The organism is Rhodococcus sp. 15-725-2-2b (assembly GCF_002259075.1).
Taxonomy (GTDB): domain Bacteria; phylum Actinomycetota; class Actinomycetes; order Mycobacteriales; family Mycobacteriaceae; genus Rhodococcoides.
On the sequence record NZ_NPFL01000009.1, the window covers coordinates 138152 to 156299 of the forward strand.

Annotated in this window: 19 protein-coding genes and 1 riboswitch; of the genes, 13 read left to right on the forward strand and 6 right to left on the reverse strand. The window is 66.6% G+C overall.

Annotated features, from left to right (window positions below; all coding sequences use genetic code 11):
* Positions 1-100: 100 nt before the first annotated feature.
* Positions 101-216, forward strand: a riboswitch (SAM riboswitch).
* 54 nt (positions 217-270) lie between these two features.
* Together CH306_RS11915 and CH306_RS11920 are read left to right on the forward strand one after the other, a co-directional pair.
* Positions 271-1602 carry an aminotransferase class V-fold PLP-dependent enzyme gene (locus CH306_RS11915; RefSeq protein ID WP_094646718.1) on the forward strand — a complete coding sequence of 444 codons (1332 nt, stop codon included), beginning with the start codon at positions 271-273 and terminating at the stop codon, positions 1600-1602.
* Positions 1603-1757: 155 nt separating this feature from the next.
* Entirely contained in the window at positions 1758-2258 is a 501-nt protein-coding gene (locus CH306_RS11920) for a hypothetical protein (RefSeq protein WP_094628608.1), read from the forward strand.
* A gap of 20 nt (positions 2259-2278) precedes the next feature.
* On the opposite strand, the gene CH306_RS11925 is transcribed toward CH306_RS11920, so the two are convergent.
* From CH306_RS11925 to CH306_RS11935, 3 genes are all read right to left on the reverse strand, one after another.
* Positions 2279-2752 (reverse strand): YbaK/EbsC family protein, encoded by a 474-nt coding sequence (locus CH306_RS11925; protein ID WP_032395181.1) that lies wholly within the window; start codon positions 2750-2752, stop codon positions 2279-2281.
* Positions 2753-2862: 110 nt separating this feature from the next.
* Entirely contained in the window at positions 2863-3846 is a 984-nt protein-coding gene (gene alc, locus CH306_RS11930; protein WP_032395180.1) for an allantoicase, read from the reverse strand.
* 4 nt (positions 3847-3850) lie between these two features.
* Positions 3851-4855 carry a hypothetical protein gene (locus CH306_RS11935; protein WP_094646719.1) on the reverse strand — a complete coding sequence of 335 codons (1005 nt, stop codon included), beginning with the start codon at positions 4853-4855 and terminating at the stop codon, positions 3851-3853.
* 52 nt (positions 4856-4907) lie between these two features.
* Here CH306_RS11935 and CH306_RS11940 point away from each other — a divergent pair, with 52 nt between their 5' ends.
* Together CH306_RS11940 and CH306_RS11945 are read left to right on the forward strand one after the other, a co-directional pair.
* Entirely contained in the window at positions 4908-5552 is a 645-nt protein-coding gene (locus CH306_RS11940; protein WP_176459165.1) for a TetR/AcrR family transcriptional regulator, read from the forward strand.
* A gap of 28 nt (positions 5553-5580) precedes the next feature.
* Positions 5581-5805 carry a DUF6480 family protein gene (locus tag CH306_RS11945; RefSeq protein WP_032395178.1) on the forward strand — a complete coding sequence of 75 codons (225 nt, stop codon included), beginning with the start codon at positions 5581-5583 and terminating at the stop codon, positions 5803-5805.
* A 13-nt stretch (positions 5806-5818) separates the two neighbouring features.
* On the opposite strand, the gene CH306_RS11950 is transcribed toward CH306_RS11945, so the two are convergent.
* Positions 5819-6316 carry a 2-oxo-4-hydroxy-4-carboxy-5-ureidoimidazoline decarboxylase gene (locus CH306_RS11950; protein WP_094646720.1) on the reverse strand — a complete coding sequence of 166 codons (498 nt, stop codon included), beginning with the start codon at positions 6314-6316 and terminating at the stop codon, positions 5819-5821.
* A 119-nt stretch (positions 6317-6435) separates the two neighbouring features.
* On the opposite strand from CH306_RS11950, the gene CH306_RS11955 reads away from it, so the two are divergent.
* From CH306_RS11955 to CH306_RS11965, 3 genes are all read left to right on the forward strand, one after another.
* Entirely contained in the window at positions 6436-7263 is an 828-nt protein-coding gene (locus tag CH306_RS11955; protein ID WP_032395176.1) for a crotonase/enoyl-CoA hydratase family protein, read from the forward strand.
* A gap of 1 nt (position 7264) precedes the next feature.
* Entirely contained in the window at positions 7265-7729 is a 465-nt protein-coding gene (locus CH306_RS11960; protein WP_032395175.1) for a MarR family winged helix-turn-helix transcriptional regulator, read from the forward strand.
* Positions 7730-7814: 85 nt separating this feature from the next.
* The gene (locus CH306_RS11965) at positions 7815-8885 is read left to right on the forward strand and encodes a GGDEF domain-containing protein (protein ID WP_094628598.1); all 1071 of its coding nucleotides are present in this window, start codon (positions 7815-7817) and stop codon (positions 8883-8885) included.
* A 48-nt stretch (positions 8886-8933) separates the two neighbouring features.
* On the opposite strand, the gene CH306_RS11970 is transcribed toward CH306_RS11965, so the two are convergent.
* Complete coding sequence (locus CH306_RS11970; RefSeq protein WP_032395173.1) at positions 8934-9383, reverse strand: PAS domain-containing protein; 450 nt, start codon at positions 9381-9383, stop codon at positions 8934-8936.
* Between the two features lie 63 nt (positions 9384-9446).
* Positions 9447-9938 carry an inorganic diphosphatase gene (locus CH306_RS11975; RefSeq protein ID WP_032395172.1) on the reverse strand — a complete coding sequence of 164 codons (492 nt, stop codon included), beginning with the start codon at positions 9936-9938 and terminating at the stop codon, positions 9447-9449.
* 144 nt (positions 9939-10082) lie between these two features.
* Here CH306_RS11975 and dacB point away from each other — a divergent pair, with 144 nt between their 5' ends.
* The 6 genes from dacB (at position 10083) to folE (ending at position 18140) form a co-directional block, all read left to right on the forward strand.
* Positions 10083-11486, forward strand: coding sequence for a D-alanyl-D-alanine carboxypeptidase/D-alanyl-D-alanine endopeptidase (gene dacB, locus CH306_RS11980; protein ID WP_032395171.1), 1404 nt, complete (start codon positions 10083-10085; stop codon positions 11484-11486).
* Entirely contained in the window at positions 11483-12568 is a 1086-nt protein-coding gene (locus CH306_RS11985; RefSeq protein WP_256981141.1) for a zinc-dependent metalloprotease, read from the forward strand. The genes dacB and CH306_RS11985 overlap by 4 nt, the downstream gene beginning before the upstream one ends.
* Complete coding sequence (gene tilS, locus CH306_RS11990; protein WP_094628592.1) at positions 12568-13530, forward strand: tRNA lysidine(34) synthetase TilS; 963 nt, start codon at positions 12568-12570, stop codon at positions 13528-13530. Before CH306_RS11985 ends, tilS begins: the two co-directional genes overlap by 1 nt.
* 11 nt (positions 13531-13541) lie before the next feature.
* Positions 13542-14093 carry a hypoxanthine phosphoribosyltransferase gene (gene hpt / locus CH306_RS11995; RefSeq protein ID WP_032395535.1) on the forward strand — a complete coding sequence of 184 codons (552 nt, stop codon included), beginning with the start codon at positions 13542-13544 and terminating at the stop codon, positions 14091-14093.
* 289 nt (positions 14094-14382) lie between these two features.
* A complete protein-coding gene (ftsH, locus tag CH306_RS12000; protein ID WP_094646722.1) occupies positions 14383-17322 on the forward strand; it encodes an ATP-dependent zinc metalloprotease FtsH in 2940 nt (979 codons plus the stop codon).
* A 218-nt stretch (positions 17323-17540) separates the two neighbouring features.
* On the forward strand, positions 17541-18140 hold the full coding sequence (gene folE, locus CH306_RS12005; protein WP_032395534.1) for a GTP cyclohydrolase I FolE: 600 nt from the start codon (positions 17541-17543) through the stop codon (positions 18138-18140).
* Positions 18141-18148: the final 8 nt, after the last annotated feature.

Genomic DNA, 18148 nt, shown 5'->3' on the forward strand with positions numbered 1-18148 from the left:
GGTGAACGAGCGCGCCTTCCCACCGCGGGAATCCTACTGCGGCGCAGGGGCGAGTCCCGGCTTGACAAAACGGCAGCGAGTTTGCGAGTGTCTTTCCCACGGTCACGAGTACCAGCATCAAGCCCCGGCTAGCTGGTCGGCAACCCTCCTCCGCGGTGGGGTGCTCCGGGTGACGACCAGGCTGATGCCGGAAAACCGGCGCGGCAAGCGCGGACTCGTTCACCACGTCCTTCGGTTGCGGGTCCCTCGAACGTGAGGGCTTGATCTGTCATGACATCTGTACTCTCCCGCCCCTGTGCTCCTTTTGCCCCTGTTTCGGGCACGGATCTGCAGGTACCGCTGGTCCACGGCGGCACATGCACTTACGCGAACTTCGATTACGCCGCCAGCGCGCCGGCCCTGGACGCGGTGACCGATCGAATCGCCGAACTGCTGCCGTTCTACTCGAGCGTGCACCGGGGTGCCGGCTACGCCTCACGGGTCTCGACGGCGGCGTACGAGAAGGCTCGGGTGACGGTCGCTGATTTCGTTGGTGCGCACAGTGATTCGGTGGTGGTGTTCACACGGAACACCACCGACTCGCTGAACCTGCTGGCCGCCTGCGTGCCGGGCGATACCGTGGTGCTCGACATCGAACACCACGCGAACCTGCTCCCGTGGCGCGATCGACGAGTGGTGGTGGCGGCGTCGACCCTCGCCGAGACCATCACCCGGCTCGACGTGGAGCTCGCCGCGAAACCTGCTGCACTACTGGCGATCACGGGCGCATCGAACGTCACCGGTGAGGTACTTCCCATCGCGGAACTCGCAGCACTGGCGCACCGGCACGGCGCACGCATCGCGGTGGACGGTGCCCAGCTGGTTCCGCATCGGCGGGTCGACATCGCCGCACTCGGCGTGGACTACCTCGCGTTCTCCGGCCACAAGCTCTACGCCCCGTTCGGCGCGGGAGTGCTTGTGGGCACACGTGATTGGCTCGACGCCGGTGAGCCGCACCTGGCCGGCGGCGGCGCGGTGCGCAGCGTGAGCATCGACAACACCGACTGGGCTCCGGCACCGCAGCGGCACGAGGCGGGCACGCCCAACGTGCTCGGGGTCGCCGCACTCGCCGCGGCCTGCGAGGCAATCGCCGGATTCGACGATGCCGAACTGCAGGCGCACGAGCAGGAATTGTCGTCCCGACTGCGGCGCGGCCTGGCGGATCTGGACGGCGTCGAGCAGCTCCGGGTCTGGGCCGACGCGCCCGACAGTGTGGGCATCGTGACGTTCACCGTTGCCGGACGCGATCCCGGTGAGGTGGCTGCGTACCTGTCCGCCGAACACGGAATCGGTGTGCGCGACGGCAAGTTCTGCGCACACCCCCTGCTGAGCCGGCTGGGGCACGCGGCCGGAGCGGTTCGAGCCAGTATCGGCCTCGGCAGCTCGTCGGCCGATGTGGACCGACTCGTCGACGCTCTCGACGCCCTGGTCGAGTCGGGACCGAACTGGCACTACGCGGAGGACGCCGGCTGGTGGAACCCGGTACCCGACCCGCGGCCCTTCCCCGAACTGGCCGACGGGGCCGCCGGGGTTGGATCCCCGTGCAGCCCCGCAGGCCGTTAGCATGGCGTCATGACCGTGAGTGTCGTGTGGACGGGCAACCGTCACTGGAGCAACAGATACGTGGATCTGTGCCGCACTGCGTCCGGGTCGTGTTCGAGTTCGGCTCCGCTCCGACCGAATGCGTTCACCGACTTCCAGAAACAGGACCACCACTCATGTCGCACAATTTCACCCGTGTCGCCGTCGAATTCTCTGCAGGTTGGACCGAACTGACCCTGCCGTCGGACGGTGACGTAGTCCGGATCCAGGCCTCCGACCTGCGCGAATCCCAGCAACACCGGGCCCGGGTGCGGGCCGAGGCAGTCGAGCGCGGCGAATCTGCCGACAGCGCAGCAGTGTTTCTCGACCTCGAGATCCACATCGCAACCGATGCCCGGACAGCACGTCGGGAATTCGCCGCATTGGACGCGCCGACCAGCCCGGCGTCCATCCGCTACGTCGGAACACCGGCGGGCCTGGCCAGTTTGATCTCCGATGTCACCGCGGCCGATGTGGCCGACGGCGTGACGCTGACGGTGCCAGGCGATGTCGCTCGCCAGTCGGTACTGATCAACAACGCAGTGTTGCCGCTGCTCGAATCGCGCGGCACCCGACTCGACATCGACGTCGTCGACTCGGTCCTCGGCGCACCCATCGCCCCGACACTCGCGTCCTGAGCCCCGACAGTGGGGCAGGGTCAGGTGACGTCGATCGCCAGACCCGCGGTGATGCGCACCAACTCGGTGAACGTGGACCGAAAGATCGTGTTGGTGTGACCGGCGGCCGCCCACACCTCGGCGTATCCGGCCAGATCCTGGTCGACGAACGTGTCCAGATTGGTGGGGTGGCCGACCGGTGCGATCCCCCCGATCGGCTGCCCGGTTGCGTGCTTGGCCGTGTCCAGGGGCGCGCGCATCAACGTCCCGCCCAGACGCTCACCGGTGTGCTCGAGATGAACGTTGTGGGCACCGGAAACCAGTAGCAGTACCGGCTCGTCGTCGAGCAGAAACACCATCGACTTCACGATCGCACCCACTTCGACGCCCAGCGCCGCGGCAGCATCGGCGGCGGTGTGCGTGCCCTCAGGGCTGTTGACCACCACACCGTGATGGCCGCGAGAGATCAGAGTATCGGCAACATGGGCTGCATTCGGATGAAGTAGCCGGGTCATGTGCCAACCCTATTTCCCCGCGACCGTTTACGCAGATGCTTGCTTATCCGGTCATTCCGCAGGCTCCACTCCCGCCTTACTGGGTCGTTCCTGCAGGCTCCACTCCCGCCCTACTGGGTCGTTCCTGCAGGCTCCACTCCCGCGAGATCACCGAACAGTCTCAATCGCGCCATCCCGCCGTCGGGGAAGATGTCCATGCGCACCTCGGAGACCGGGGTGTCGTGGGTGAGGACGAAGCGATGCCGGGTGTCGGGCTGCAGCGTCGTACGTGGCAACAGTTCGATCCACTCGCCGTCGCCGAGCCGGCCCCGCAGAGATGCCGCACCGGGCGCGTTTCCGAGGAAGCAGGTGGTGTCGAGTTCGGCCAGAGAGATGAGTCCGGTGCCGGCGAGCTGCACCTGGACCCAGTCGTTCGCCTCGTTGCGTCGACGCGAGGTCTCCCAGCCTTCACCCATCGACCGTGGGGGTCCGGGGAAGAGCAGGTTGTTGGGCGAGCTGTAGAACATGTTCGAGCATGCCGAGACGTACGCGCCGTTCTCGAGTGCAGCCAGGTCCACCGGCCCGGCAGCGAGAAATTTCGGGTCGGGCTTGCCGCGGCCGAGCACCCGCAACCGCGCCACTCCGCCGTCGGGATAGATCGACAGCTTCACGTGCGTCCACCGAGCATCGGAGGCGACGGTGAACCTGTTCTCGCTGTCGCCGTCGACCGAGCTGCGCGGGACGATCGTGGTCCACTCCGTCTGGGTGTGAAGCTCCTCCGGTGACGGAAAGCCGTCGACCTCGGCGGCCTCGATCGAGATCTCCGGCGGATAGTTTCCGGTGAACCACGCGGTGTCGACAACGACCGCCGAGACGACACCCGGCGCTCCGAGACGAACGATGGCCTCGTCGTAGCCGGCCTCGCGTCGGCGTCGTGTCTCCCACCCGTCGTAGATCTGGCCCTTGTGTCCGAACGTCGCCGTCGAGTAGTCGGCTTTTCCGGGCCGAACGAGATTCTCCTTCTCCGCGAACGTCTCGTCGTTCGCCCACACGACTGCGCCTCCGAGTGTGCGGACGGCGAGATCGGGCAGTGGCAAGGGGAAGTTGGCGGTCATGGGATCACACTTTACTGGTCGCGCGTGGAGCCACCGGGTTGTGTTCGGACCGGCGACGCAGTGCTGCCGCGCCCATCAGCAGCGTGCCGATCACGATGTACAGAGCAAGTGCGAGTGCGGGTTGCCCCAGTCCGGTGCCGGAGAAGTACACGATGCTGCGCACGCCCTCGGTGCCGATGCCCGGAGTGATCCACCGGCCGATGGAAGCGTAGAGCGAGGGCAGGACGTCTGCCCCGAAAGCGCCTCCTGCGCTCGGGTTTCCGAGAATGACGAACAGTACGATCGCGGCCGGAACCGCGGCGACCCCGATCAGTGCGCGCAGGCCCATGGTGAACAGGCCGGTGGCGAAGACCACGCCGGTGCCCAGTAGCGCGAGCGGAAACCAATGGCCGGCAAACGTTTCCAGGACATGGGTGGTGAGGAAGGCGCCGAGTGCACCCGAGGCGACGGCGTAGGCAGCGAGAATTCCGACGTGCGAACAGGTTTCGCGACGCGACTGTGGTGCCCTGATCAGCAGTCCGAATGCTGCCGCCAGCAGGTAGCCGCCGACGACCCAGCCGACCGAGAGGTAGAAGCCGGACAGCCCCCGGTTGTCGTGTACTCCCACCGGAATCTCGTCGCGGACCACGATCTGGCGACCCTGCGAGGCCTCGACCTCGGTGAAGATCGATTCGAGCGCAGTGGCCACGGAACTGCCCGCCGCGCTCGCGGTGATGAGGGTGTCCGTTCCGTCGGCACCGAGGACGTACGCCCCGAGAATGTCTCGGTCGCGGAGCAGTGAACGGACCTCTGCGGTATCGGCTGCGGTGCGTGCCGCGAGCGGGGTGCCGTCGATGGCGTCGAGGCGGTCGGCGGTCTGCTGGTCCAGTCCCTCGGGGAGGCCGGGCTCGGTCACCACCGCGATGGGGATCGCGTGCGGCGTCGGCTGATGGAAGGCCGAGACGTAGCTGAGGATGAAGCCGAGCTGAAGTACCAGCACCGCGGCAGCGAGCAGTGGCATCTTGCGCATGGGTGACTCCTGAATCTTGTCGATACCCGAGGTATTCAATACTCTAGGTATCGTGAATGCGGAGGAGCAAGAAAAGTGGGGGCCGACACAGGATCGGCGACGACCCCAACGCACCGACGTTCGGGACCGACTGCTCGCCGCGGCAGCCGACGAATTCACCGAACGTGGCTATGCCGCAGCGAAACTCACCGATATCGCCGACAGAGCCGGCTTCACCAAGGGAGCCGTCTACTCCAATTTCGAGTCCAAGCAAGCGCTGTTCGCCGAACTGCTCGCCCGCCGTTCCCTCGACCTCGCCGCCCGCGTACTGGCCCACGTATCCGATCTGGACTCCGGTGCAGCGGCAGGAGCGGGCGGCGGCGAGATAGCGTCCTGGGTGGTGGCCGAACCCCGGTGGCCCCTGCTGACCGTCGAGTTCGGCATCCTCGCCGGACGCGACCCTGCCGTCGCCGAGCGCTACCGCACCGACCGTCGCGCGCTGCGCGGGGAGCTCGAACGCCTCATCGCCGAGCACGCAGGGCGGTGGGGAGTCGGCAAGAACTTCGATGCCCGACGCCTCGCGACGTCACTGGCGGCATTGATCTCCGGATTGGCCGTCGAACATTCGGTGGATCCGGAGGAGATCGACGAGGGAGTCATCGCCGACGCGGTGTCGGAACTGTTCGCGGGAGCGATAGCCAGGACACATCTCGATTGAGCGAGACCGCACCGGGTAACCGCACAAGATGAATGCCCAGAATCCAGACCCCGACGTCACCACAGGACTCGAAGCGGGAGGCGGCGTCACGCCAGGAGACACCCCGCCCGCCGAAACCGGAATCGGCGGTCCGAATCACGAGCCGCCGCAGCGCAGCCGGGTGATGCCCATCGTCGTCATCTGCGTCGTGGCATTGCTGGCGATCCTGATCGCCGGTGGACTGATCGGTCGCGTCGTCGGTCTGTTCGGCTGATCCCCGACCGAGCTCAGTACTGGGGCCAACCGCCTTCGGGCCCCAGCAGGCGATCCAATCTTGTGTGGTTGATCTTCGCCAGCTCGTCGCGCATGATCTTGCGCTCGGTCTGATCGTCGTTGTCGAGGCGATGGCCCAGATCGACCAGGATGTCTCGCGGCTCGAAGCCCTCGGGCTCGAACAACCGGCTGGACGCGTACGGGTAACCGAACCGGTCCTCGTACGCCCTGGCGGCAGTTCGCAGTGCACCGCGAGTGTCGGTGTCCATGGCCGCGCACACCTTGCTCGGCTCCGGCAGCGTCGCGGCGAGCGAATCCACATCCCCGTCCGAGAGTTCGGTCAGTTCCGCGTCGGCTGCGGCGAACAGGTCAGCCCGTGAGCGGTACCTGCGGCCGTCTGCCACCCTGGACGCCCACGCCACCGAGCAGCAGCACTCGTACAGCGCATGGACCGCCTTGCGGCGCGGCAGATCGTTGAACGTCTCCAGGCCCAGTCCCTGATGCATCAACATGAGTCGATGATGGGCGCGATTCGATGCATGTACCAGAGCTGAGCAGGGACTTAGCGCAGACGTTACGCGCCGTAACATGCGGTGCAGCATTGTGCGACGCTGCCGCTAGGCTCGCAGGCATGACGGAACGAACCTGGAACGCCTTCTCCGTGGAGATCGCGGACCACATCGCGAACGTGACACTTCTCGGCCCGGGCAAGGGCAACGCCATGGGCCCGGACTTCTGGAGCGAAAGCCCCGAGCTGTTCGCGCAGCTCGACGCCGATCCCGAGGTTCGGGCTGTCGTGCTCGCGGGCTCGGGTAAGAACTTCACCTACGGACTCGACCTCGCAGCGATGGCAGGAACATTCGGTCCGCTGATGGCCGACAAGGCATTGGCCGGTCCCCGAACGTCGTTCCACGACACCATCAAGACGATGCAGAAGGCCATCAACGCGGTTGCCGACTGCCGCAAACCCGTCGTCGCGGCGGTTCAGGGCTGGTGCATCGGCGGCGGCGTCGACCTCATCACCGCCGCGGACGTGCGGTACGCGAGCGCCGACGCGAAGTTCAGCGTGCGCGAGGTCCGGGTCGCGATCGTCGCGGACATGGGGTCGTTGGCCCGACTGCCTGCGATCATCGGCGATGGCCACATGCGTGAGCTCGCTCTGACGGGCAAGGACATCGATGCCGCGCGCGCCGAGAAGATCGGCCTGGTCAACGACGTGTTCGAGGACCACGACGCCACCCTGGCCGCTGCTCGTGACTGCGCCGCCGCCATCGCTGCGAATCCGCCTCTGGTGGTGCAGGGCATCAAGACCGTGCTCGACCATTCCCGATCTTCCAGCGTCGACGACTCGCTTCGCTACGTCGCGGCCTGGAACGCCGCCTTCCTCGCCTCGCACGATCTCACCGAGGCGATCACCTCGGTGTTCGAGAAGCGACCGGCGCAGTTCACCGGTAACTGACGTGGTCGAGTTCGCCGAGGAACTGGGCACGCAGCTGGTTCGGCTGCAACGCTTGCGCGAGCGGAACATCGCCCAGATCTCGTCTTCGGGCGGTGTCGACGGGGCTGCTTACGTATGCTTGTTTCGCCTGCTGCGTGACGGGCCGATGAGATCCAGTGAGCTGGCCACGATGGTGAACTCGGATCCGTCGACGGTGAGCAGGCAGGTGGCTCAACTGGTCGAACGGGGGCACGTCGAGCGTGTGCCCGACGAGAGAGACGGAAGGGCCTTCGTTCTCGCCGTGACGCAGTCCGGGCGGGACGTGGCCGCGGCAATTCAGCAACGCCGTACCGAATCTCTCGGTCGGGTGATCGAGGGGTGGGATCGCGAGGACCGGGCGTCACTGGTCGCTTTGCTGGATCGTTTCTTGACCGATTACGAAGAAATGAGACCGGACCTTCCGGCCCGACGCGCAGGTAGCGTCTGAGCCGCCGACAGTCGACAAGGGATCGTTTCGTAGAAGTGCGCGACGAGTCGGGACAACCGGTTCGGACGGAGGGGGCGCGGTGCCAATGGATCGCGATCGACCGCCGCACGGTCCGGCGAGCGGACCGCGAGTCGGTTCGGTGAGGCTCGAACGTCGCGTCGCGCTCGGGATCGCCGCCTTGGTTCCCTCGTTCGGTCTGATCGGGGCCATCGCGATGTTCTCCGACGACGGTCCCGCGTGCACGACCGCGAAGGTCGTCTGTCTGCTGGTGCTGATCTCGACCGTCCCGGTGGGAGTGTGGTGGCTTCGGCGTTCGCTGGATGCGTCGCACATGCCCGGGTGGTTCGTGGTTTACGCCGACGTGGGCGTCGCAGCGATGTTGCTCACCTTCGCCGGCCGCGACCTGGCTCTGAACGGGGCGGCCCTGTTCGCGGTGATCGGCATCTACATCGTCTACTTCGCCCGGCGGCGAGTGCTCGGATTCCACATGCTGTTCGTCAATGTGACGGTCGTGGTTCTGGCGGCGCTGGCGCTGGCGGAGGACACTCACGATCTGGCGTCGACCGCCGCCAGGACCCTCGCGACACTGCTGGTGGTCAATTCGGTGCTGGTGTTTCGCGCCGTGATTCAGCATCAACTCGATCTCGCCAACACCGACTCGCTGACCGGCCTGCTCAACAGGCGCGGCCTCGAACTGCGGTTCGAACGCATGATGGCCTCGCTCGACGCGGATCGTTCGGTGGCGTTGATGGTGGTCGATCTCGATCAGTTCAAACAGGTCAACGACACCTACGGCCATGCAGTGGGCGACCGCGTGCTGCGTCGCACGGCTCGTAGATTGAAGAGCGCCACGGGGGCGCGGCCGTGTGTGGCCCGCACCGGAGGTGAGGAATTCACCATCGCGCTGCCGGTCACGGAAGCCGCGGCGCACTCGATTGCCGACGAGATCCGCGAATCCGTCCACGATTCGCTCGACGACGTACCGGTGACGGTCAGCGTCGGTGTGGCGATGATCAACGGCAGCCGCTGGTCGGACGCAGCAGAGTCGGGTGACGGGGAGGACCTGCTGCACAACGTTCTGCTCGACGCCGACGCCGCGATGTACGAGTCCAAGCACGCGGGCGGAAACAGAGCGACGGTGTATGCCGGCGAATGATCCGCCGGCGTACACCGTCGTCGTTCGGGGAAGAACGTGTGACTTCCGTCAGCGCAAGGCGCTCTTGGGGTCGTTCCACAGCTGATCGGTGAAGTCCTCCAACGCGACGAGCACGATGGTGTCCTCGGTGCGGCGCAGAATCGACTTGCTGGCGCGGACCTGCACGATATCGCCGGTCTTGTCGGTCATCCGCCACAGAGAATCCGCGCGGGTGGCCACCGTGGTGAGGAACATGTCCGCGACATTGACGCCCTCCGGTGCCCGGTCGGGGAAGATGTCGTGCAGGTGGAAGTCCTCCCGCTCGGTGCGGTCCAGGCCGAACAGATCGTCGAAGGCCTCGTTCGCGAACACGATGGCACCGGTGGGATCGACGGCAAGGATCGGCACCGGAATTCGGTCGAGGACGACCGTGACCGGCAGATCGGGAAACTGCGTCGGATCCGAGATCGGTCGCGAATCCAGATTGCGCCGATCACCGTTGGAAGTGCTGTCGGTCATGCGTTTCCCCAAACTAGTTTCGTCGGCGTTCGGCCGAGGGCGAGGTGTGTGATGCCGAAACGATCAGTGCTCCGGATTGTCCGCCAAGCGCTTGAATGATGCAGCGATTTCGGCCTCTGCCTCTGCGCGGCCCACCCAGTCTGCCCCGGTGACGTGCTTGTTGGGTTCGAGATCCTTGTAATGGACGAAGAAATGCTTGATCGCATCGAGCTCGAACGTCGAGACGTCGCTCAGATCCTGGATGTGGTCCCAACGAGTGTCGCCTGCGGGAACGCACAGCACCTTGTCGTCGCCGCCGGCCTCGTCGACCATCTTGAACATCGCCACGGGACGGGCTTCGACGATGACGCCGGGGAACACCGACTCGGGCAGCAGAACCAGTGCGTCGAGCGGATCGCCGTCCTCGCCGAGCGTGTTCTCGATGAAGCCGTAATCGGCTGGATACGCCATCGCGGTGTAGAGGTAGCGATCGAGTCGAACACGTCCGGTGACGTGGTCGACCTCGTACTTGTTGCGCTGCCCCTTGGGGATCTCGATGGTGACGTCGAACGGCACGTGCAGTCCTCACTGTCTTCGTTCGGGCCCGACCGGGCCCGAACCGTTGCGAATGTGTCGATGGTGGCGGCGCAAGGCTACCGGACCCGAGGATACTGTTGACTGAACGATCGTGGGTACGACCACGGCAGATACGGAGGAACAGTGGCGGGGCTGACACGACGGTTCCTCGGCCCCACAGCGGGCCGACGGCGCAGGAAGAAGCGCGTGATCCTGACGCTGTGTGCGCTGTTCGTCGTGATCCTCGCCGCGACGACCGCCGCCCTCGTGTTGCCGTCGGTGTCCGACGGAGCCGAGACCGCGATCGAGCCCCCACCCGAGACGGTGCTGCCCGACCCTGCGATCACCCCGTTCCCGGAATCGGCACCGGTGCCGAACTCGGCAGCTCTGGCAGCTGCGCTGGCCCAGGTGGTCGACGATCCCGCCCTCGGCACGTTCACCGGCACCGTCGCCGACGCACGGACCGGTCAGGTGCTCTGGTCCCAGAACCCCGACACTCCGATGACGCCTGCCTCGACCACCAAGGTCCTCACCGCTGCCGCGGCGATGCTCGCGCTCCCGGCCGATCACCGCGTCACCACCCGCGTGGTCCAGGGCAACGGCGAGGGGAACATCGTGCTGATCGCGGGCGGCGACCCCACACTCACCGCGCTTCCGGTCGGAACGGACGGGTTCTATCCGGGAGCGGCGCGCATCGACGACCTGGTGGAGCAGATTCGGCGCAGCGGAACGGTGGTGCGCAGCATCGGCGTCGACACCTCCGTCTATTCCGGTGACACGATGGCGCAGGGCTGGTTCCCCGCCGACATCGCCGCCGGTTCCATCACACCGATCGAACCGATCATGCTCGACGGCGGACGATCGGACCCACTCGTCGACGAGTCGCCGCGCAGCACAACCCCGGCGCTGGACGCAGGCCGCGCACTGGCCGCTGGGCTGGGCGTCGACCCGGCAGCGGTGACGATCGGCAAGGCCGTCGACGGGGCCGATCAGATCGCATCCGTCGAATCCGCGCCGCTGCGGAACCGCTTGCAGCAGATGATCTATCGCTCCGACAATGTCCTCGCCGAGGCCGTAGGACGCGAGATCTCTCTCGAAATGAACACGGCGGCAAGCTTTTCCGGAGCGGTGGCGTCGATCGGGCAGACCCTGTACTCGGCAGGCTTCGACATGGCCGGACTCACGCTCGAGGACGCCAGCGGACTGTCGGTCGACGGCAAGATTCCGGCCAGGCTGCTCGATCAGGTGCTGACGTCGGCAGCCGGAACCGAGCAGCCTGCACTGCGTCCGATGCTCGACTATCTTCCTGTGGCCGGCGCGACCGGAACCCTGACGGATCGGTACGCCTCGGGGGATCGAACCGGAGCGGGCTGGGTTCGCGCCAAGACCGGAACCCTTTCTGCTGCAAGCGCTTTGGCGGGGTACGTCGTCGACGTCGACGGCCGCATCCTGACCTTCGCGCTGATGTCCAACGACCGGCCGCCCGACGTCAGTCGTCCCGCCCTCGATGCCGTCGCATCGACCCTGAGATTGTGTGGTTGCCAGTGAACACGGACGCAGCAACGAAGGCCGAAGACGGCGAATCCACGTCCGGTTTCGCCGGTGCCGTCGACTGGTCGGTGGCGGCGAAGACCGGAGCGAAGCTGGCCCGCCCGGGTCCGGCCACTTCGCGCTACACCGCCGATGCGGCCGTGGAAGAGCTTGCCGCCGCATCGATTCGGGCCGAGGGGCCGGTTCGCGAGACCACCGGCCTGGCCGACGGCCTCCCCGTGCCCGACGCCCAGGTGGTCGACCGCGCCGGCTGGATCGCCGCGGCCGCGTCGTCGATGAAGCACCTGACCGGAGACGACGACGGTACGCCGCCGTCCGGTCTGCTCGGCGGAAAGCCGGCCGGACTGCAGGCCGGAGCGATGCTGGCCTTTCTGTCCAGCGCCATTCTCGGACAGTACGACCCCTTCACCGGCGAGAACGGAACGCTGCTTCTGGTCGCGCCCAACGTGATTGCCGTCGAGCGGGCGCTTCGTGTGTCGCCGAGCGACTTCCGGTTGTGGGTGTGCCTGCACGAGGTGACGCACCGAGTGCAGTTCTCCTCCGCGCCGTGGCTCGGCGGCTACATGCGCGAGAACGTCGGGGTGCTCTCCGACGGCACCGACGAGCCGCTGACAGATGTCGCCAACCGGCTGACCGGTGCGCTGAAGGCCCGCAAGAATCCGAGCGGGTCCACCAGGTCCGAGGACGCAGGCATCGTCGGACTCCTGCGCGCCACCCAACCGCAGCCCCAGCGCGACGCCATCGACCGACTCCTGGTGCTGGGCACCCTGCTCGAAGGCCACGCCGACCACGTGATGGACGCCGTCGGACCGGCCGTCGTGCCGACCGTGACGCAGATCCGCGGTGCATTCGATCAGCGCAGGCAACGCAAGGTGAACCCGCTGCAACGCGTCGTCCGGGCACTGCTCGGCATGGACGCGAAGATGGCGCAGTACGTGCGCGGCAAGGCGTTCGTCGATCACGTCGTCGCCACGGTGGGGATGGAACGCTTCAACACCGTGTGGACCGGGCCCGACACACTGCCGTTGCTGTCGGAGATCGAGGACCCCGACGCCTGGATCGCCCGAGTTCTGGGCTGATGCCCACGCGGCTACCCGAAGGCCCCGCGCTGCTCGAGGTCAGGCATGCGGTGCGCGCGTGGCTCGCCGCCCACCCCGGTCCTGTCGCCGTCGCGTTGTCCGGTGGAGCGGATTCGTTGGCGTTGACCGCCGCGACCGTGGCGGAGGCTCCGGGTGTGCTCGCGTTGATCGTCGATCACGGTCTGCAGGCCGGCTCCGCGCAGGTGGCCTCGACAGCGGCGGCGCACGCTCTCGAGTTCGGTGTCGCCGACGCGCGGGTTCTGACGGTGCAGGTGAGCGGTTCGGGAGGGATGGAAGCAGCCGCCCGCCGAGCCAGGTACGACGCGTTGAACCGGGCCCGCGGCGACGCGTCGGTGCTGGTGGCGCACACCCTCGACGATCAGGCCGAAACGGTGCTGCTCGGGTTGGGGCGCGGATCGGGACCGCGGTCGATCGCCGGGATGGCGGCATTCGATGCGCCGTGGGGCCGGCCGCTGCTCGGAGTGAGGCGGAGCGTGACCCGGGCTGCCTGCGTCGAGCTGGGGATCGAGCCGTTCGAGGATCCGCACAACATCGACACCGACTTCACTCGGGTTCGGTTGCGTCACGAGGTCCTGCCCCTGCTCGAGGATGTGCTCGGCGGTGGTGTCGCCGCTGCACTCGCGCGGACCGCCGAGCAGTTGCGCGAGGACGGCCTGGTCCTCGACGCGATGGCCGAGTCCGTCGTCGATACCGATGCGCCGGACCTCGAGGTCGCTGCACTCGACCCGCTCGCTCCCGCCGTTCGCAGGCGAGTGCTGCGTCGATGGTTGCTCGGTCGAGGTGTGACGTCGCTGACCGACCGGCAGATTCGGGCCGTCGATGCCCTCGTCGGACGGTGGACGGGTCAGGGCGGAGTCGCGCTGCCAGGAGGAACGTCCGACGCCAGGTTGGTGTGCTCGCGTCGGCATGGCAGGCTGAGCGTCGGCCTGGAGAACGAATGAAGGGAAACCCCGTGTACGAGGGCGACATCGAATCGGTTCTCATTTCCGAGGAACAGATCAAAGCACGCACTGCAGAACTCGCAGAAGAGATCGCCCAGCGGTATCCCGAAGGCTCGCCGGAAGGTGACCTGCTCCTGGTCGGCGTCCTCAAGGGCGCGATCATGTTCATGACCGACTTCGCGCGCGCATTGCCCATCCCGGCGCAGCTCGAGTTCATGGCGGTCAGCTCCTACGGGTCGTCCACCTCGTCGTCGGGCGTCGTCCGGATTCTCAAGGACCTCGACCGCGACATCACCGGACGCCACGTGCTGATCGTCGAGGACATCATCGACTCCGGTCTGACGCTGAGCTGGCTCAAGCGCAACCTCGCGACCCGCTCGCCTGCCTCGCTGTCGGTGGTGACGTTGCTGCGCAAGCCCGACGCCATCAAGGTCGACGTGGAGGTCGCGAACGTGGGCTTCGACATCCCCAACGAATTCGTCGTCGGCTACGGCCTCGACTACAACGAGCGCTACCGGGACCTGCCGTACATCGGCCTACTCGATCCCAAGGTCTACAGCTGAGTTCGTTCGTTCGGTCCACCCCGCCCGCGTGAATAGACCATTGCCGCGCGGAGACGCATGCAATGGTCCATCGATGCGGATAAGGTGCCCATCAGGTGGGGAACTGCCGGGGGAGTGCAGTCGTTGGAGGGGAAGGAGCGTCGACGCAAACAGGTGCGTGGACGCACAGCGCCAGGTAAGAGCGAGTCAGATGTCCGAGTCTCGCGCTAGCCTGGAGTATCCGGCGGGCAGGGAGCAGCCAGCGCGCTGGAGCGGACTGAAAGGACACGGCCGACTCGGCTGAAGCTGTATGAATCGGAAGACAGTAATACGAAATCTTGCCATCGTTTTCGGCATTCTGTTGGTGATCTATGCCTTCAGCTACTTCGGTAACGACACGCGGGATTGGAAGACGGTCGACACCTCGGTGGCGATCGCCCAGCTCGACGACCGCAATGTCGAGTCCGCGCAGATCGACGACCGTGAGCAACAGATTCGGCTGACGCTCAAAGAGGCCAACGAGGCCTCGGGCAACGAAACTCAGATCATTGCGAAGTACCCGGACTCGGCGTCCGAGCAGATCTTCGACAAGGTCGACTCCCAGGGGTTGACCAGCTACAACACCACCGTCACCCAGGAGAGCTGGTTCAGCTCGTTCCTGCTGCTGATCCTGCCGATGGTGCTGATCCTCGGCGTGATCATCTTCGTGATGAGCCGCATGCAGGGTGGCGGACGCGGTGGCGTCATGGGCTTCGGCAAGTCCAAGGCCAAGCAGCTGACGAAGGACATGCCCAAGACCACGTTCGCCGACGTCGCGGGCGCGGACGAGGCAGTCGAAGAGCTCTACGAGATCAAGGATTTCCTGCAGAACCCGTCTCGCTACCAGGCCCTCGGTGCCAAGATTCCGCGCGGCGTACTGCTGTACGGCCCTCCCGGAACCGGCAAGACGCTGCTCGCGCGCGCCGTCGCGGGCGAGGCAGGCGTGCCGTTCTTCACCATCTCCGGCTCGGACTTCGTCGAGATGTTCGTCGGTGTCGGCGCGTCCCGCGTGCGCGACCTGTTCGAGCAGGCCAAGCAGAACAGCCCCTGCATCATCTTCGTCGACGAGATCGACGCCGTCGGTCGTCAGCGCGGCGCAGGCATGGGCGGCGGTCACGACGAGCGCGAACAGACGCTCAACCAGCTCCTCGTCGAGATGGACGGCTTCGGTGAGCGCACCGGCGTCATCCTCATCGCCGCCACCAACCGCCCCGACATCCTCGACCCCGCACTGTTGCGTCCGGGCCGCTTCGATCGGCAGATCCCGGTCGGTGCCCCCGACCTGGCCGGCCGTCGGGCGATCCTGAAGGTGCACTCCGCGGGCAAGCCCGTTGCGCAGGACGCCGACCTCGAAGGTCTCGCCAAGCGAACCGTCGGAATGTCCGGTGCCGACCTGGCGAACGTCATCAACGAAGCGGCACTGCTCACCGCCCGCGAGAACGGCACCGTCATCACCGAGGCATCCCTCGAGGAGTCGGTGGACCGCGTCGTCGGTGGCCCGCGCCGCAAGAGCCGCATCATCAGCGAGCACGAACGCAAGATCACCGCGTACCACGAGGGTGGTCACACTCTCGCGGCGTGGGCGATGCCCGACATCGAGCCCGTCTACAAGGTCACCATCCTCGCTCGCGGTCGCACCGGCGGTCACGCGATGACGGTGCCAGAGGACGACAAGGGCCTGATGACGCGGTCGGAGATGATCGCTCGCCTCGTCATGGCCATGGGTGGCCGCGCGGCCGAGGAGCTCGTCTTCCACGAGCCGACCACCGGTGCGTCCTCGGACATCGACCAGGCCACCAAGATCGCTCGCGCGATGGTCACCGAGTACGGCATGAGCAGCAAGCTCGGAGCCGTCCGGTACGGACAGGAACAGGGTGACCCGTTCCTCGGCCGTTCGATGGGCCAGCAGTCCGACTTCTCGCACGAGGTCGCCCGCGAGATCGACGAGGAGGTGCGCAAGCTCATCGAGGCGGCGCACACCGAGGCGTGGGCCATCCTCAACGAGTACCGCGACCTGCTCGACACCCTTGCCTCGGAGCTGCTCGAACGCGAGACGCTCACCCGCAAGGACCTCGAGAAGATCTTCCACAGCGTCACCAAGCGTCCGCGCATCACGCTGTTCAACGACTTCGGTGATCGCAAGCCCTCGGACAAGCCGCCGGTCAAGACTCCTCGCGAACTCGCCGCCGAGCGCGGCGAGCCGTGGCCTCCGGTGCCGCCGGCCCCGAAGCAGCTTCCGCCGCAACAGTTTCCGCAGCCCAGCTACGCCGGTTCGCCGCAGCTGAGCAAGGGTGGCTACCCGAACGGAAGCAACGGATACAACGGGTCTCCGACCAACGGCGCTCCGACCAACGGTGCCCCGTCGAACGGCGCTCCGACCAACGGTGGCCCGGTCAACGGATCGCCGAGCACCGGCGACGTCGATGCGCCGAACACCGGTGGGCGACGCAGCGCCCCGGTAACCGGCGGCTTCAACGGCGGCGGCTACAACGGCGGGCCCAACGGAGGTTACGGCGGCCCGGTCAACGGAGGAGCTCCCAACGGGGGCGGATACTCCGAGGGCTATCGCAGGCAGGATCCGCGCCCGAGTGGCCCGAGCCAGGGCTCGCGTCCCGATTACGGTGCCCCGGCCGGATGGTCGGCTCCGGGATGGCCTCCGCGTGAGCAGTCCGCGGTTCCCCGTTACCAGGGACCGACCACGCCGCCTGCTGCGAACCAACCGAATCGCGAGCAGTCGGAATCGGATCGGCCGGACCAGAATCGGTACGAGCCGCCGCAGGGACAGCCACCGGCGTACCGACAGCACCCCACCTATCAGCAGCCACAGGCGTATCAACCGCCGACCGCTGCACCGTCGAATCAACCGCCTTCGAATCAACCGCCTTCGAATCAACCGCCTTCGAATCAACCACCGGAATATCAGCAGCCGCAGTATCAGCCGGATCCGTTCCGGCCGGACGCTCGGGACCAGGGTCGTACCTCTCGGCACGAGCCCCCGTACGGCCAGAACCAGAACGATGCTGCACCGGCCGAGGCGTCACCTCCCACCTGGGAGGTTCCGACTCCGTCGCAGAGCTATCCGCTGCCCGGAGACGATCGTTCCGCGAGCAGCCCGTCCGAGGACTCGCGGCGAGACGAGCGAGCCGAGGACGACGGCGACGAAGGTCCGAGGACGCAACGCTGGGAAGGGCCGGGCGGTTCGTACCGCTAGGTCCATCATTAGGCTGGCTGGGTCGACCCTTTCGGTCGGCCCAGTCCGTCGTTCGAACCGTGCTGAAGGTCGACGCAGCTGCTCGTGAAGAACAGGTGCAGTTCGGCCCAGCTGTCACATTCGCGGAGCCCAACCGGAGGTACGTTCTCGTGTCAGTCAACCGGACCGACGAGTCGGCAATCGACTCGGCAGAAGTCCCAGCAGCGCAGCAGAGGGCAGTGGAAGAGACAGTGGCCTACGCCACCGGCGCGGTCTTCGACCAGCCTCGCGCCGAGGCCGCCGTGCGGGAGCTGTTGATCGCCGTCGGCGAGGATCCCGACCGTCCAGGTCTGCTCGACACCCCGGCCCGCGTCGCGCGTTCCTACCGCGAAATTTTCGCCGGGCTCTACACCGACCCGGACACTGCGCTGAACACGACGTTCGACGAGGGGCACCAGGAACTGGTTCTCGTCCGCGACATCCCCATGTTCTCCACGTGCGAGCATCACCTGGTCTCGTTCCATGGCGTTGCACACGTCGGCTACATCCCTGGCAAGAGCGGCAAGGTCACCGGCCTGTCGAAGCTGGCGCGCGTGGTCGACATGTACGCCAAGCGCCCGCAGGTGCAGGAGCGTCTGACCAGCCAGATCGCCGACGCGTTGATGCGCAAGCTCGACCCGCGCGGTGCAATCGTCGTGATCGAGGCCGAGCACCTGTGCATGGCCATGCGCGGGATTCGCAAGCCGGGTGCCAGTACCACCACCTCCGCGGTGCGGGGTCTGTTGCAGTCCAGCGCGGCGTCGCGTTCGGAAGCTCTGGACCTGATTCTGCGGAAATGACGCGTCCG

Excerpts from the sequence above, each read along its gene's own strand:
- CH306_RS11915 (WP_094646718.1), top strand. The coding sequence starts at position 271 with ATGACATCTGTACTCTCCCGCCCCTGTGCTCCTTTTGCCCCTGTTTCG.
- CH306_RS11920 (WP_094628608.1), top strand. The coding sequence starts at position 1,758 with ATGTCGCACAATTTCACCCGTGTCGCCGTCGAATTCTCTGCAGGTTGG.
- CH306_RS11925 (WP_032395181.1), bottom strand. The coding sequence starts at position 2,752 with ATGACCCGGCTACTTCATCCGAATGCAGCCCATGTTGCCGATACTCTG.
- alc (WP_032395180.1), bottom strand. The coding sequence starts at position 3,846 with ATGACCGCCAACTTCCCCTTGCCACTGCCCGATCTCGCCGTCCGCACA.
- CH306_RS11935 (WP_094646719.1), bottom strand. The coding sequence starts at position 4,855 with ATGCGCAAGATGCCACTGCTCGCTGCCGCGGTGCTGGTACTTCAGCTC.
- CH306_RS11945 (WP_032395178.1), top strand. The coding sequence starts at position 5,581 with ATGAATGCCCAGAATCCAGACCCCGACGTCACCACAGGACTCGAAGCG.
- CH306_RS11950 (WP_094646720.1), bottom strand. The coding sequence starts at position 6,316 with ATGTTGATGCATCAGGGACTGGGCCTGGAGACGTTCAACGATCTGCCG.
- CH306_RS11955 (WP_032395176.1), top strand. The coding sequence starts at position 6,436 with ATGACGGAACGAACCTGGAACGCCTTCTCCGTGGAGATCGCGGACCAC.
- CH306_RS11965 (WP_094628598.1), top strand. The coding sequence starts at position 7,815 with ATGGATCGCGATCGACCGCCGCACGGTCCGGCGAGCGGACCGCGAGTC.
- CH306_RS11970 (WP_032395173.1), bottom strand. The coding sequence starts at position 9,383 with ATGACCGACAGCACTTCCAACGGTGATCGGCGCAATCTGGATTCGCGA.
- tilS (WP_094628592.1), top strand. The coding sequence starts at position 12,568 with ATGCCCACGCGGCTACCCGAAGGCCCCGCGCTGCTCGAGGTCAGGCAT.
- ftsH (WP_094646722.1), top strand. The coding sequence starts at position 14,383 with ATGAATCGGAAGACAGTAATACGAAATCTTGCCATCGTTTTCGGCATT.